The sequence below is a fragment of the Sulfitobacter sp. HI0040 genome (genome assembly GCF_001634885.1).
GTDB lineage: Bacteria > Pseudomonadota > Alphaproteobacteria > Rhodobacterales > Rhodobacteraceae > Sulfitobacter.
In genome coordinates this window covers 1-14,309 of sequence record NZ_LWEX01000588.1, presented here as the reverse complement: position 1 = coordinate 14,309, position 14,309 = coordinate 1, and the positions used below count along the sequence as shown (strand labels likewise).

The following is a 14,309-nucleotide window of genomic DNA, read 5'->3' as shown; positions in this document are numbered from 1 at the left end:
TGATTCCTCCGAGTCCAAAATCGCAGGGTTGATCACATAAGAATAATCGTAATATTTTCGTCATTCATTCTCTGAGGTTATATATCACCATGATCGGCCGGCTCACACACCGACAAATTGAAGCCTTCCGCGCGGTGATGGAGACCGGCAAGGTCACCTCCGCCGCGCAGGTGCTTGGGACGACACAGCCCTCTGTCAGCAAGCTTATTGCTGATCTGGAGCATGCGGCTGGCTTCGAGATGTTTGAGCGCCAGGGGCGGCAGGTCGTGCCCACTCCTGAAGCCCGGGCGCTCTATGAAGAGGTCGAGCGATCTTTTGTCGGCATGGCAGAAATTTCACGGGTGATCGAAGATATCCGAGATTTCCGGACAGGTAGCTTGCTCATCGCCGGAATGCCGGCCCTCGCGCTGAAGTTCCTTCCCGATGTTATCGCCGAATTTATCGCCGAAGAACCGGGCATCGCCGTGTCTCTACGCACCCGCAGTTCCCAAGCGGTGCTACGTCATCTCAGTTCGCAACAGTTCGACCTCGGTTTTGCAGCTCTGGATAATGATCATCCCGCTGTTCTGCGCCGTCCGCTGTTTACGGGGCCGATGCTGGCTGTGCTTCCGCCCGGACATGAGCTTGAACGAAAAACCGTGCTTGAGCCTAAGGACTTCGATCAACGGCCCTTTATCGCACTTGGGGCAGAAATCGGCACAAGGTCGGAGACAGATGCCTTTCTATCACTTGGCGACGCCCGCCCCCGGATTGTCGCCGAAGCGCAATTGTCCGCATCGATTTGCGAGATGGTCGCGGCAGGCGCGGGAGTTTCGATCGTGGAGCCAGTGACTGCGAGACATTTTTCCGAACTCGGACGCTGCGTCGTGCGACCACTGTCACCGGCCCAGCCCTTTCGCTACGATCTGCTGCTTCCCGCAACCCGTCAGCCTTCACGCGTCGCCGGCCAATTCTTGAGGTTGGTGAACGCTCGTTTCGAGGCATTTCCTCGCACTCAATTTTAGTCATCTGGGCAATAGGGCTTGCGTTGGCACCCCGCGAATATGAACTCATAAACTTGAACGCTGCACTGCGGCAGCGCATGGTGTAACGAAAGTCCGGTATGGGCCGAGAGGAGTCCTTGCTACATCGTAACGAGATGCAAAAAAATGCGAAAAATCGTTTCCGTCTTCGGCAAACGGTCCGATCTCCTGATCACAAGAATGGAGACGGATATGACTTACGAAGAAACGAAGACGGCAGAAGATTTCACATACGAGCTGATCGAATGGGCAGATAGTGATGAGGAGACCGAAGACCTCCCGGCATGCTTTGGCATCTGGGATTTTGACGAAGATCAGCTCGAGATGATCAAGGAGGCCTGTGTGGTTCCGGAGGCGGCGGCGAGCATTGCAAATGCGATGTGCTGCATCACTCAAGAAGAGGGGGTCGCGACGATTGCAGAAGCGCTGAGGTATAGCTGTTAAGTAAGAGTATGCTCAAGCGGCGGCAGTTGTGGCCTAACAGCTGCCGTCCCTTGCTCAATCCGAGGATCTTCGGGGCAGCATCGATGGTCAGGGCATGCGATTTCTGAGCGGCTACGTCCTGCGCGCTTCTGCGCCTTTCATCCGCTGGCGACTGCGCTGCGCTTCTTCAAGCCGGCGAAGATGCTCATCAGCTCTCTCGCACTCCGTCAGGCTTTCACGCCTCCGCTTTTCGCTCGCGAGCTCCTGATAGTATCGCAGGGCATTGGCAAAGGCGGATAGGATGCGAGGGTCGGTTGAGCGTGTATCGAGAATGCTACGCATCTGGCTCATGCATTCATCTTTCTTCATGTCCAACCCAACGCCTTCCTGCATGAAGAGCGCCTTCTGGCCAGCTTTGTTCGAACCGAGGTCTCTCAGCATTTTCGACGTCTCGGGACCATTGCTGACTGCCCTCAGAACAAGCAGGTGCCGATCGAAGACAATCGCCATGCGGCGGGAGATCTGAAGGTCGGCAAGGGCCTGGCGCACCAGCGTTTCGATCTCAGGCCAGGCTTGCCAGGGCTTCTTTCCCTCAAGAATGGGAAAGATGGCAGACGGATCTCTCAAATCGAGCGGAAGCGAGATGGCGCCTTTGACCGGTTGCTGCCAGTTGGAATGAGAAGTGGCCGCGACTGAAAGCGACGCGCCATCGAAGTTGACAGCGACGTGGGTGGGCTTGGAGGACCGCGGATCGGCGAGACCGGTGGCCGTCACGGAGCCGTCTTTCCGGGTCACCTCGAGAGGGCACGAATGCGCGCTCCCGGTAGGTCCGGGAGCGCGATACTCGTTCATCGACTTTGATTTTGGCGCGTTCCGCGTCATGCCTTGCTCCCCTGCACCAGGCGCAACCCTTGGGCTTCCTGTGGCCGTTCCGGAAACCCGGGTATCGGGCTCTGCACCCGGGTTGCATCAAACGGGATCTTCTTCACCTGCTCGAAGAGGCTCGCGATGCTGATCCCCTTCTGGGCGTAGGCGCGCTCGCCTTCATCGAGAGGCTCGTGGCCCATCAGCTTGCGCCGGTGCGCCCCCGGACAGGCCGCGTTCATCAGGCGGTGGTGGAATGTGGTGCGCAGGGCATGGAAATCAAGGCCGTGCCAGTAGACATCATTGGAGCGACGGTAATAGCCGAAGGCCTTGGTGAATTTCTCGGAATACGTCCTCTTGTTCGCGCCGCGGGTGAGAGACGGGAACAGGCGGCGATCCCCCCTCTTCCTGGCGTGTTTCACGAACTCCAGGAAGCCGAGCTCGACCAGGACCGGATGCACCGGGATCTTGCGGGTCGCGTTCGCTGACTTGACGCTATCCCCCAGGGCCTGGCGGACGATCAGGTAAGCGATCCCTTCATCGGACTGAACATCACCCGGTCCCGCCTGGGCGGCTTCTTCCATCCGCGTGCCCATCAGGAGGCCCATCAGAGGCATCCAAAACAGGGGATCCGCCTCGTCCTGGGCCTTGCCTTGGAATACTGGGGTCGCCAGCAGCTCGTCGAGCCGGTCATCCCAGGGTTCCCGCGCGATGTTCTGTTCGGTCTTTTTCAGAGCTTCCTCCTCTCGCGAGGAGAACGTGCAAATCCTGAAAGGGTTGTCGTCGATCACCCCGAGGTCCTTCAACATCGAGCCAACACGGTTCGCAGAGCGCACATGTTTCAGGAAAGTTTCCACGCGCATCCGTGGCTCCATCTCCGCGAGGCGCGCGTCGCGGATCATGGCTTCATTTGTGCAGCCCTGCCGCCGCAACCCCCGTTCGGCCCGGTCCATCGCTACGGCTTCTCGGGCTTCTACTCTGGCGGCCAACGCCCGGTAGGTTGCGGCCGTGTTCTTTGGCCCTTTCCCATGACGAGCGATGGTTTCGCGGATGAGCTTGATCGTCGCTTCAATCAACTCCGATGACACTCTTGAGATTTCGCAAGTGCCCATCTCCTGCCCCCAAAACTTGGAGGCAGTCGTGAGCCCGGGTAAGGATGATCGTGCCCAGGCCTCTCCGACCGCCGCGTCTGGCTTCTGATGCTTTTGCCATTCCTCCCCAAAACCGGCGCCTTTAAGGGCCAGATAGACCATAAATCCTTCATCGACGGTCATGGCTTCTCGCTTTTCCAGGATCGCGAGGATCTCGGGAGTGCAGGACTGCAGCACACCCCGACTTCTGAGCAGTTCATGCAGATCCTCTTCCTTGCTGCTGACTGGCTGGTCCGAAGCTTCATCTGGCGCGGAGGGAGGCTTGGTTGCGTGATCACGCGCGGCAAACCGGGAGGGAGGGAATAGTTTCATGGCATCTTCCTTGTCGATGAGGGGCTCGGCGATGGCCGAGACGGTTGGTTGGGCGGGAATGCCCAAGGATGTTTCCTCGGCGATCGCGCGGGCGAAGTAGGGGCTGGGGCCGGGAAAGATGCCCCGGTCCCGCCGGGCCTTCTCCTCGCTGTTGTCCAGCATCACGCGCGTGGCCTCATAGGCCAGGATCCGTGCATCCTCGCAGCCGGCTTCCGGAAGCTTGATGCCGAGATGTGCCGCGACATGCCGTAGAGGCTCCTGCGCCACCGCATAGTCCCGTTCGAAGAATGCTTGCCGCAAGACTGCTTGCCGGGCCGCTTCCCGTTCCAGCGCCGCCTGTGCGAGCTGCGGGGACCGCGGATCGCCCAGCGCACGCTCGCGATCGGTCGCCTCGATTTCGAAGCGCGCGAGCGTGGTCAGGATATCCTTGGTGGTTTCCGGCAAGAGGTTCATGGTGGCGGTGGCGTAGAGAAAGACTTGATCGCTGAGGGTGCTGAGCCTGCGTGCAAGCTCCGCGGCCACCGAAAAGGCATGTGTTTTCAGGGAAAGACATATGGGGATTCCCGCAATTGGGGTTTGAATCCCCAAATTTCGCGCTTGCGTTCTTAGCGCGGGGTCGGAACGGCCTGACCCGCTGCGGAGAATCCGATGGTTTGGCGTTGGTTTGATTCTGATAGGGCGAAATTCGGGCCGCTGGCACAATCCAGGGATGTGAGCCGATTCGAGAACCGCGCGGGGGAGACGGCGCCGCCAGACATAGCCTTGGGGACGCAGTTCGAGATGGGGAATTTGGGCGTGCTTGGAACGGGTGTGCGGCACCGGGTCTGACTCCTTGTGACTCCGGTGTGTCCGGAGTGTGTAAGGCGGAGTGTCAAAACCGGTGTCCGAAACGCGAAAAGCGCCCCCGAGGGAGCGCTTTTTCGTTTGTTTCCAACCACTTCAGGTGAGGTTGGCTCCGGCGGTAGGGATCGAACCTACGACCAATTGATTAACAGTCAACTGCTCTACCGCTGAGCTACGCCGGAACGGTCTGGGCGATATAGCAGGGGGGTTTTGGCGCGTCCAGAGGGTTTTTGCCCGGTTTCCGGATTTCCTTGAACCAGCGCGTCACCTGCGTTCGAAGGTCGTGTCGGCCGTCAGGTTTCCCCGGATCACAACCTTGTTTTGCCCTGCCAGATCAATAAGATGCGCCAACACATTACGCGTGGCTGCGCCCAGAAGGGCGGGCGGTGTATCCACGTAGATGGCGGCGGCGAGTTCGCGCGCGGTGGCCGGGGACTGGGAAAGTTTCCCCAAGATCTCCCCCTCCCGGCTCTGGCGATGTTGAATCAACCATTTCAACCGCTTCGCGGGCTCGGTTACCGCCGGGCCGTGGCCGGGATAGAAGATGCGCCAGCTGTGCTCCTGCAATCTGCGGCAGGAGGCCATGAAATCCGTGAGGTCACCATCCGGGGGCGATACGAGCGAGGTGGACCATGCCATGACCGTATCGGCGGTAAAGCAGGCATCATTCCAGGCGAAGCACAGGTGGTTGCCGATGTGGCCCGGCGTATGCAGCGCCTTGAGCGACCATCCATCGCCCCAGATCGTTTCGCGATCAGAAACAGTGATGTCGGGGACGAATTCGGCATCGATACCCTCCCCGCCCGCGATCTGGCTGTTCGTGGCCAAAGCCTCCATCACTGCGGATCTGCCGGCGGTGGCCGAACCGTATGCAAGCACCGGCGCGCCCGTTTCCGCAGAGAGCGCGCGGGACAGGGGCGAATGGTCGGTATGGCTATGGGTCACGACGATATGGGTGATCTTCTGGCCCGGCTGAACGGCATCCAGAATTGCGGCAAGATGGCTGTCACTCGCCGGGCCGGGATCGATCACGGCAAGGCCCTTCTCCCCCACCAGATAGGTATTCGTGCCCCGGTAGGTCATGGGAGAGGGATTGTTGGCCACGATGCGCCGCAGCCCCGGTTCCAGTGTTTCGGGTACGCCGGGCGCGGGGTGAAAGTCGTCAGGCATCTGCATCTTCGGGCCTTTCGCAGTATTGGTTGCGTGGCTAAACTTATGGCATGTTCTTTAACTGGCTCAAACGATACATGCCACGCGGGATTTATGGCCGCGCCGCGCTCATTCTTCTATTACCGGTTGTTTTTTTGCAACTGGTCGTCACCGTCATCTTTGCCCAGCGGCATTTCGAAGGTGTTACTTCGCAGATGACCGCTACCGTTTTGCGGGAAATCGCGCTGGTTCTCTCTACGCTGGAGCCGGGGGATATTCCGGCGGCTCAGGACGCGGTCTTCGCGCAGGTGACGGATACGCTTTCGATGAGCGTGGCGGAGGTTCCCGAAGGGGCCGTGCCCCGCGATCACATCTGGGTCTGGTATGATTATTCTGGCCGGGTTTTTGCGGCGCGGCTCGAAGCGAACCTGCCGGGTTTTCGCAGTGTCGATCTGGGGGAAAACGGCAGGGTCACGGTCTACCTGCGCCACGAGGGGCGCAACCTTGCGCTCGGTTTCGACAGGCGGCGCATCTCGGCTGCCAACCCGCACCAAATGTTTGTATACACACTATTTTTCGGCGTCATAATAACGATCATCGCGTCGCTTTATCTGCGCAATCAATTACGCCCGATCAAGCGTTTGGCGCGTGCTGCGGAAGCCTTCGGCCGGGGCCGGCATGAGCCGTTTTCCCCGGCCGGCGCCGTAGAGGTCCGTGCCGCCGGCAACGCCTTTGTCGACATGCGCAACCGCATTGAGCGGCAGATCGAACAGCGTACGCTGATGCTGTCGGGTGTCAGCCATGACCTGCGCACCCCTCTCACCCGGATGCGGCTCGGCCTGTCGATGCTGGACGAGGAGGACGCAGCCCCCCTGCGCGAAGACGTGGACGATATGCAGCGGATGCTGGATGAGTTCCTCGACTTCGCCAAGGGTACCTCCGAGGGGGAGCCCGAACCGATCGACCCCCATGCACTGGTCCAGCGGATCGTGGGCGATGCACAGCGGGCCGGGCGAGATGTGACGTTGCGTCCTGCCGAGGGCGAGGGCAGCGGAAAGGTCAAATTGCGGGAGACCGCCTTTCGCCGGGCGGTGGACAACCTGCTATCGAACGCCGTGCGCTATGGTTCACGGGCGGAGGTTTCGGTACTGCTTACCGCGCGTACGCTGCGCGTCAGGGTCGAAGATGACGGCCCCGGCATCCCCGAAGACCGGCGGAGCGAGGCCATCCGCCCATTCAGCCGCCTCGATCCCGCGCGGAATCAGGACCGCGGCGGGGGTGTGGGCCTCGGCCTCGCAATTGCCACCGATATCGCACGCGCCCACGGTGGCGTCCTGCGGCTGGGCCGATCGGAACGGCTTGGCGGCTTGCAGGCGGACATCGTGATCGGCCGCTGAGCGGCGGATGACCCACCGGCACCCTTCACGGTGACCCGGCGACAGGATTGCCCGCCCGGAACGCCTTTGCCAGAATATGCGCCAGACCTATCAGCGGAGCGCGCGATGACCCCCTATGACATGATCAAACACCACCTGAGCACTGCAATCCCCTTTGCCAATCACGTGGGCGTGGTACTGACCAAAGTTGCCGACGGTGAGGCCGAGGCAGAACTGGAACAACGCGAAGAGACCTCCAACCATATTGCCACGCAGCACGCGGGTGCGATGTTCACGCTGGGCGAAGCGGCCTCCGGCGCGGCGGTTGCGGGCGCGCTGGCCCCGGTGATCATGGACATGCGCCCCGTCGCGGCGAACGCGCAGATCGCCTTTACCCGGATCGCGAAGGGGAAGTTGACCGCTTCGGGCCAAACCTCCCGCCCCGGGGCCGACCTGCTCGAAACCCTGCGTGACGCCGGCAAAGTCGCCTTCGACGTCACTGTCACCATCCGCGACGAAGCTGGTGAGACGGTGGCCGAAATGACCGTAAACTGGCACGTGAGCGCGAAACGGAAGTGACGTGATGGCCTGACGGGCGGTCATCCACCTGTCGGGGCGCCTTCCATCTGGCGCTACACCCCTGCGCCCCGGAGTTAAGTTAGAACCGCCCTACTCCACATGCGCCTGAACGGTGACGGAGCCGCTTCTGAACCGCAGTTCAAGCATCAGGTGATCGCCCGCGACGAGGTTCTGTTTCAGGCCGGTCAACCGCAGCCCGAGGTGGGAGCTCGACAGATCGAGGGTTTCGTTCTGAAGCAAGGTGAAACCGGCACTTGCGGGGTTGGTGCCGAACCTGTCCTTGTAGAACAGCTCGCCTCCCTCCGACACGTCAGAGGCGACGTCCTCCAGCACAACGCTGCTGCTGGAGAGGTTCTGAACCTTCATCGTCACCTTGGCGTCGGCCATGGCTTGTGCAGCTTCGACGCTGACGTCGCTGATCGAAATTCCATAGAGGCCCTCGGTCTCCTGCCGCAGGCCGCTCGCCACTGCCGCGTACGACGATAAGGCAAAGAAGGCGAGGACACCGCCCATGAGAAGCCTGCTCATGTGGCAACACCTACCGGGTCGTAGGTGACCTGCATGCCGGCAAGCGGGCTCCACACCCTGCCCTCTCTGAACCCGCATCTGGCTAAAAAGGCCGTGTATTCGGTGGCCCGCAGCTTCACGTCGGAAAGATTCTGGTAATACATCAGGAGCGCTCGGAATGGCGCGGAGAAATCCTTGAAGGCGACAATGACCGCCACCAGCGCCCCGAGGGACAGGCGGCCTTCGATCACCAGCCAGCCGCCGATCGAATAGAGCAGGAACGGGGTCAGCGACATCAGGAAATTGCTGACAGCCTTTTGCAGGAATTTCGCCCGCTGTAGCGAAAGGCGGGTGGTCTGCATGTCCTTGATCGCGCTGCAGGTCCGGTCGCGGGCGTCCACCACGGGGGTTTCCGTCGTCTGCTCGCCCAGCGTATCGCCAAACTGGCGCACCGCGAATATACGGGCCCGCATGCGGAGGTTGACGCGTTTCTGAAGCAAGGGGATCAGGAACATCTGGAACGGCACCAGTGTCAGCGCCGCCGCCCCCAAGACCGGGTCCTGCATCATCATGAACAGCAGAACCGTAACGAGGGTGCCGCCCTGAAAGACGGGCGTGGCCAGTACCTCTCCCGTGAAACCACCGATGGGTTCGATTTCATTGGTCGAAACGGGAATGATATCGGCCTTGCGGTCCTCCGGCGGTATCTTGCGCCACGCCCGATAGAGCGTCAGCCGAAGGCGCAGCAAAGTGCGCTCTCCGATCTCGCCCTTCTTTACGTTGATACGGTATTTGATGACCCCACCCAGAAAGAGCGTAAAAAGGTATAGGACAGCCAGAGCAATCAGCAGATCGAGTTGCTCAAGCCGAATACCGAATGGTTCAATTGGGAAATGCCCGGAATCGATCGCGTTGTTCACGATCCGCTTCGGCAGTTCGAGGCTCGCATAGAGCACTGGTTGGGCCAGAAGCCCCAGTGCCACAAGAACGGCCTGCTCCTGCCAACGCAGTCCCAGCACGGGCGATTGCATGAACCAGCGACGGGTCTCCCCTGCCCTGAACACGCCTTCGCGCAGGTGCCGCTTCAAGAGCTGAAATAACAGGATGATCGATATGGCTACCGTTGCGAGCGGCGCAATCACCAGAACGACATGGAGCGCAAGATGCAGCCATTCAGGAATTTGATCGCCTGCTTCGAAACCGGTCATCTGCCTGATACGGTGGGTAAATTCGTGGAACTGGGAAAACATGGATCTGCCTCCGGGGCCGGAGCTGCCTTCAGGTCGTGCAGGCGATACGGCCCCGGAAGTCTTTCAGAGAATTAGTTCTTCTCGATCTCGGTAACGGTCAGCTTGCCCTTCACACGATCCGCGACGAAGCGCACCGCCGTGCCTTCGGCCAGTCCTTCGAGCATGGCCGGATCCGCCAGGTTGAAGACCATCTTCATGGCGGGCATGTCGAGGTTCTCCAGCGGACCGTGATCGATTGTCAGCTTGTTCCACTGGGAGTCGATCTTGGTCACCGTACCGGTGGACATCGGGTGGTCACCGCTGGCAAGGGCTGCGCCGGCGGTGACGATCAGGGCGGTTGCGATAGAAAGCAGTTTCATTCTCAGGTTCTCCTTGGGTTACACTTAGTTGACGACGAGAGGGCCATACATGCCGCTCTCGTAATGGCCGGGCAGAAGGCAGGCGAATTCGAAAGTGCCCGCTTCGCTGAAGGTCCAGGAAATTTCGGCTTCCTGCCCCGGCTGAAGGCGAACGGAATTGGGGTCGTCGTGCTCCATCTCCGGGAACTTCGCCATCAGTTCCCGGTGCTCGGCGTTGGCCGCCACCGTATCCATGACGAATTCGTGCTCTTCCTCGCCTTCATTGACGATGCGCAGCAGCACGGTTTCGCCGGCTGCAAAGCTCAACTCTTCCGGCTCGAAAAAATAGAGTTTCTCGCCTTCGTGGTCCTCTTTCATCACGACCTGGATCGTCCGGTCGGGTGTGGCCTCGGCGGGTTTGCCGATGGCCATTGTCTCGTTGTGATTGTCCCCGCCCGAATGGGTGCCGCCGGCCAGTGCCACGACCGGCACGAGCAGGAATGCAAGGGACGAAACGAGTGACTTCATGAGCGTTCTCCTTTTGGTGCTCAATGGCCCATCCCCGAGTGACCCCCGCCACGCGGCGTCAGGATCGTCTTGGGAGTGGTATTGCTGGCGACTTCGGGCAATTCGCCCGTCCATTCGTAGGCCTGGGTTCCCGGGGGGTTTTCGTACCAGCCCGGATCGGAGTAATCGTCGCGGTCGATGCCTTCACGCACCTTCACGACCGAAAACATGCCCCCCATCTCGAGCGGGCCATAGGGCCCCCAGCCCGCCATCATCGGGATGGTGTTGCCCGGAATTTCCATGGACATTTCGCCCATGTCCGCCATGCCCGACGTGCCCATCGGCATGTAACCGGGCTGCTCGCGGCGGATCTTTTCGGCCACCTTGCGCTTGTTCGCGCCGATGAACGTCGGAATGTCGTGGCCCATGGCGTTCATGGTGTGGTGTGACTTGTGGCAGTGGATAGCCCAGTCGCCTTCGTGGATCGCATCGAACTCATAGGCGCGCATGGCCCCCACGGGGATGTCGATCGATACCTCGGGCCAGCGGGCGCTTTTCGGAACCCAGCCGCCGTCAGTGCAGGTCACCTCGAAATCGTAGCCATGCATGTGGATCGGGTGGTTCGTCATCGTCAGGTTGCCGCAGCGCACGCGCACCCGGTCCCCCTTGTTCACCACCAGCGGGTCGATATCCGGAAAGACCCGGCTGTTCCACGTCCAGAGATTGAAGTCCGTCATCTCCATGATCCGTGGCAGGTAGGTGCCGGGATCAATGTCGTAAGAGGCGAGCAGGAAGGCAAAATCCCGGTCCACCGGCATGAAGGCGGGGTCGCGCGGGTGCACGATGAAAAGCCCCATCATGCCCATCGCCATCTGAACCATTTCGTCAGCGTGGGGGTGGTACATGAAGGTGCCCGACTTCACGAGGTCGAACTCGTAGACGAAAGTCTTCCCCGGCGGGATCCCGGGATGGCTGAGCCCGCCGACACCGTCCATGCCCGAAGGCAGGATCAGCCCGTGCCAATGGACGGAGGTATGCTCGGGCAGCCTGTTGGTGACGTAGATCCGCACCCGCTCCCCCTCGACAGCCTCGATGGTGGGGCCCGTGGACTGGCCGTTATAGCCCCAGAGACGGGTCATCATGCCGTCGGCCATGATCCGTTCCACCGGCTCCGCCACGAGGTGAAATTCCTTCACGTCTCCGTTCATCCGGTAGGGAAGCGACCAGCCGTTCAGGGTGACCACGGGGTTGTATTCGAACCGATCGGTGGGTCGGGCCGGCACCTGCGTGTATGGGCTGTCGGTAAAGGCGGCCTCGGGCAGGTCGCGAAAGCGGGTGGCGGCGGCGCCCGCATTGGCCAGAACGGCCCCTGCCCCTGCTGTCAGGCCGGCGCCCAGGAGTTGTCTGCGATTGATCATTCGTCTTCTCCTTCGTCATTTGCTCCGACCTCGACCGACCCGCCCCAGATCGCGGCGGTCACATCGGTTTCGGCCAACCAGTAGTCACGTTTGGCTTCGGCAGCGTCGAGCTCCGCTTCCAGCCCATCGCGGGCATCCTCCAACAATTCGAAGGTGGAGCTGATCATACCGCTGTAGGACTTCAGCGCTTCGGCATCGATCGTGCGCCGCAGCGGCAGCACCACATCGCGCCAGTGGCGCGCGACATCATGTTTGCCGGTCACGGCCTTGTGGGCCGCACGGGCTTCGGCCCGGGCATTCACCGCCGATTGCGCCAGCATGTTGGCGGCCCGCAGATATTCGAGCGAGCCGCGCCGCGAGATGAGCTTGCCCGTGTCGTAGAGCGGTATCTCGAACTCCACGTCGATGACGGGGGTCACTTCGACACCCGAGGTGCCGTTTTCCTGCTCCACGCCAAGGCCCGCTGCCGCGGTGATGTCGGAAACCGAACGTGTCTGCCCCGTCAGCCTGTAATCCGCGGCAATGGCTTCCAGTTCAAGCCGCCCCGCCGCGAGGTCGACCCGGTTCTGCAGGGCGAGCCTTTCGATATCGGACCGGGAGCGTGAACGCGCCGGCAACCGGGGAAGCGCGTCGGGCACGTAGAATGTGACCTGACCCAGCGGGATACCCATCAGCCGGGCCAGCCGTTCTTTCGCCAGTTGCGCTTCGAGCTTGGCATCGGCGCGCTCTGCCGCGACTTCGGCGTTGAATGCGTGTTCACGCGCCTGATCCGCCGCGTTGAGCGCCCCGGTACGCCCGAGTTCGGTCGCCAGTTCAGAGGCCGCATCGGCAGCGTTCTGGGTGCGCGCGATCAATGCCGCGGCTTCGAAGGCCCCGACCGCTTCGATCCATGCGCGGCGCGTTTCCACGGCGAGCGCGATCGTCTCTCCCGCAGCGGCCAGTTGTGCCTGCTGGAACCGCAGTTCCGCCACCCGGGTACGGGGTTTCGCCGTCGCCGCGTCGAGCACCGCCGTAAGCAGGGTCGCTTCGAGCGTGCGGGTCACATCACCCGCAAAGCCCGAAACCGACACGCCGATGGTGGGAATGGGGCCGAGTGCGGCTTCCCAGACATCGGCGGCGGACAGACCCAGTTCCGCATAGGCCGCCTGCAAGCCGCGATTGTTGAGCAGTGCGGCTTGCACGGCGGTATCCGCCGAAATTGTCTTGCCTTCGACAAGCGCTCTTGTCTGCAATTCCGCACGCGCGATGGCCGCGGGGGTCTGGTGCCAGGCGGGTTTACTGGCCAGCGCCTTGACACCGCGTTCGGAAACCGAGGCAAAACCGGCACCCGGGGCGCTGACCCTGCCGATCGTGGCGGTATCGGCGCAGGCGGCCAGCACGGCAAAGGCCGCAACGGAGGAAACGAGTCTTTTCTTCATCTCAATGTCCCTTTTGCGTGTCGTTCAGGCTGCGCCAGTCGTCGGGCTGGACCACCCGGTAGCCTTGGTATTCAACCGAAGGTCCGGACTGCAGGTGTGAGGTCGCAAGGACAGGGCTGGACGTCTCTACGCCCAGGGGGAGTGGCTCAAGCGGCGAACAGGCCGCAATCGCCAGCGGCACCAAAGCCGCTACTGCAATTTTCATCAGGGGTATTCCACTATAGGAGGTGTTCCAACGGCGACAGGATCGTCGCCACGATCGGAAACGTCAGCCGCGTGGGGGCCTCAGCAGACCCTCGGGCCCTTGTATGAGGATTATTCCACCATCGGCCATGCGGTAGCCATCGGATAGCACCACGCCTTCTGGAACGGTATTGAAGTCACCGAAATCGGTGGCCAAGACGCAGGCATGAGCCTTGCAATTGCCGCAAATATGCGCACCGGAGCGCGCCATATCAGAAGCGTCATCCGTAGTTACATCCACCGAGGGCATCTGAACGGCACCGCTGTGGGGACGCAATTCACAGTCGATCATTACCGTCGCATTCGACGGTGATGCCAGAATGGCCAACACGACAAACGCCGTGACGCACAATCCACAAACTGTTTTTGCGAAGGTTCTCATGAGGACGGAATTAATGCCGCAAACCTGACTTTCACAAGTATCAGATTGTATCAAAGCGGCTCAAGCTGCCCATTCCAAGAATAGATAAAGAACTATTGTGCATAAAATTTCTTGGGTACAATATAAATAACTGATTTCGCTCTAAAAAACGTTATCGTGAGATACGCGTGAGTTCTTGCCGCGTGGGCGGTTTGCCGCATCCGCCCTATGCCCCTGCGTCCTGCAATATGCCCAGAATCTCCGCCTTGGTCAGTTCGACCGGATTGGCCTTCGTGGAAGACGCCGCCATGGCTGCCTCGGCGACAGAGGCGAAGGCGGCGGAAGGCGCGCCCAAATCGCTGAGGCTCGGGAAATCCTGCTTGGCCAGAAAGGACCGCAGCGCACCGATGCCGTCAGCGCCTTCTGCTCCCAGCCCATCGGCGAGCCAGCCCGCGACGTCGGAAATCCGCCCGCCGTCCCTGCCCCGGTCCTCCATGGCCTCACGGTTGACGGCAAGGGCATCCGCCAGAAGCCGCCCACAGATCGCC

General features: G+C 61.1%; 15 protein-coding genes, 1 tRNA gene and 1 pseudogene. 4 read left to right on the top strand and 13 right to left on the bottom strand.

The window, feature by feature from the left end:
- Window positions 1-89 precede the first annotated feature (89 nt).
- The gene (locus A3728_RS21250) at window positions 90-1,004 is read left to right on the top strand and encodes a LysR substrate-binding domain-containing protein (RefSeq protein ID WP_067928490.1); all 915 of its coding nucleotides are present in this window, start codon (window positions 90-92) and stop codon (window positions 1,002-1,004) included.
- A 210-nt stretch (window positions 1,005-1,214) separates the two neighbouring features.
- On the top strand, window positions 1,215-1,466 hold the full coding sequence (locus A3728_RS21245) for a hypothetical protein (RefSeq protein WP_150120938.1): 252 nt from the start codon (window positions 1,215-1,217) through the stop codon (window positions 1,464-1,466).
- Window positions 1,467-1,577: 111 nt separating this feature from the next.
- Here the strand turns inward: A3728_RS21245 and A3728_RS21240 are convergent, their stop codons facing one another.
- From A3728_RS21240 to A3728_RS21220, 4 genes are all read right to left on the bottom strand, one after another.
- Complete coding sequence (locus A3728_RS21240; protein ID WP_067928483.1) at window positions 1,578-2,219, bottom strand: hypothetical protein; 642 nt, start codon at window positions 2,217-2,219, stop codon at window positions 1,578-1,580.
- Between the two features lie 104 nt (window positions 2,220-2,323).
- Window positions 2,324-4,294, bottom strand: a complete 1,971-nt coding sequence (locus tag A3728_RS21235) for a site-specific integrase (protein WP_067928479.1) — start codon at window positions 4,292-4,294, stop codon at window positions 2,324-2,326.
- A 428-nt stretch (window positions 4,295-4,722) separates the two neighbouring features.
- Window positions 4,723-4,797 (bottom strand) — tRNA-Asn (locus tag A3728_RS21225).
- Window positions 4,798-4,879: 82 nt separating this feature from the next.
- Window positions 4,880-5,791, bottom strand: coding sequence for an MBL fold metallo-hydrolase (locus tag A3728_RS21220; RefSeq protein ID WP_067928470.1), 912 nt, complete (start codon window positions 5,789-5,791; stop codon window positions 4,880-4,882).
- A 44-nt stretch (window positions 5,792-5,835) separates the two neighbouring features.
- On the opposite strand from A3728_RS21220, the gene A3728_RS21215 reads away from it, so the two are divergent.
- Both A3728_RS21215 and A3728_RS21210 read left to right on the top strand, forming a co-directional pair.
- Entirely contained in the window at window positions 5,836-7,161 is a 1,326-nt protein-coding gene (locus A3728_RS21215) for an ATP-binding protein (RefSeq protein ID WP_067928466.1), read from the top strand.
- 105 nt (window positions 7,162-7,266) lie between these two features.
- A complete protein-coding gene (locus A3728_RS21210) occupies window positions 7,267-7,719 on the top strand; it encodes a DUF4442 domain-containing protein (RefSeq protein ID WP_067928464.1) in 453 nt (150 codons plus the stop codon).
- A gap of 90 nt (window positions 7,720-7,809) precedes the next feature.
- Here the strand turns inward: A3728_RS21210 and A3728_RS21205 are convergent, their stop codons facing one another.
- The 9 genes and pseudogenes from A3728_RS21205 to A3728_RS21175 form a co-directional block, all read right to left on the bottom strand.
- Window positions 7,810-8,247 carry a copper chaperone PCu(A)C gene (locus A3728_RS21205; RefSeq protein ID WP_161487239.1) on the bottom strand — a complete coding sequence of 146 codons (438 nt, stop codon included), beginning with the start codon at window positions 8,245-8,247 and terminating at the stop codon, window positions 7,810-7,812.
- On the bottom strand, window positions 8,244-9,476 hold the full coding sequence (locus A3728_RS21200; protein WP_082851115.1) for an ABC transporter ATP-binding protein: 1,233 nt from the start codon (window positions 9,474-9,476) through the stop codon (window positions 8,244-8,246). The genes A3728_RS21205 and A3728_RS21200 overlap by 4 nt, the downstream gene beginning before the upstream one ends.
- A 71-nt stretch (window positions 9,477-9,547) precedes the next feature.
- Complete coding sequence (locus tag A3728_RS23820) at window positions 9,548-9,835, bottom strand: copper-binding protein (RefSeq protein WP_236628219.1); 288 nt, start codon at window positions 9,833-9,835, stop codon at window positions 9,548-9,550.
- Window positions 9,836-9,859: 24 nt separating this feature from the next.
- Window positions 9,860-10,342 (bottom strand): cupredoxin domain-containing protein, encoded by a 483-nt coding sequence (locus A3728_RS23815; protein WP_067928455.1) that lies wholly within the window; start codon window positions 10,340-10,342, stop codon window positions 9,860-9,862.
- A 20-nt stretch (window positions 10,343-10,362) separates the two neighbouring features.
- Entirely contained in the window at window positions 10,363-11,739 is a 1,377-nt protein-coding gene (locus tag A3728_RS21185) for a multicopper oxidase family protein (RefSeq protein ID WP_082851116.1), read from the bottom strand.
- Window positions 11,736-13,157 carry a TolC family protein gene (locus A3728_RS21180; RefSeq protein WP_067928452.1) on the bottom strand — a complete coding sequence of 474 codons (1,422 nt, stop codon included), beginning with the start codon at window positions 13,155-13,157 and terminating at the stop codon, window positions 11,736-11,738. The genes A3728_RS21185 and A3728_RS21180 overlap by 4 nt, the downstream gene beginning before the upstream one ends.
- A gap of 1 nt (window position 13,158) precedes the next feature.
- The gene (locus tag A3728_RS22950; protein ID WP_150120937.1) at window positions 13,159-13,362 is read right to left on the bottom strand and encodes a hypothetical protein; all 204 of its coding nucleotides are present in this window, start codon (window positions 13,360-13,362) and stop codon (window positions 13,159-13,161) included.
- 63 nt (window positions 13,363-13,425) lie between these two features.
- Window positions 13,426-13,692, bottom strand: a complete 267-nt coding sequence (locus tag A3728_RS22945) for a hypothetical protein (protein WP_150120936.1) — start codon at window positions 13,690-13,692, stop codon at window positions 13,426-13,428.
- A 295-nt stretch (window positions 13,693-13,987) separates the two neighbouring features.
- A pseudogene (locus A3728_RS21175) lies at window positions 13,988-14,309 on the bottom strand (iron-containing alcohol dehydrogenase); the annotation flags it as partial.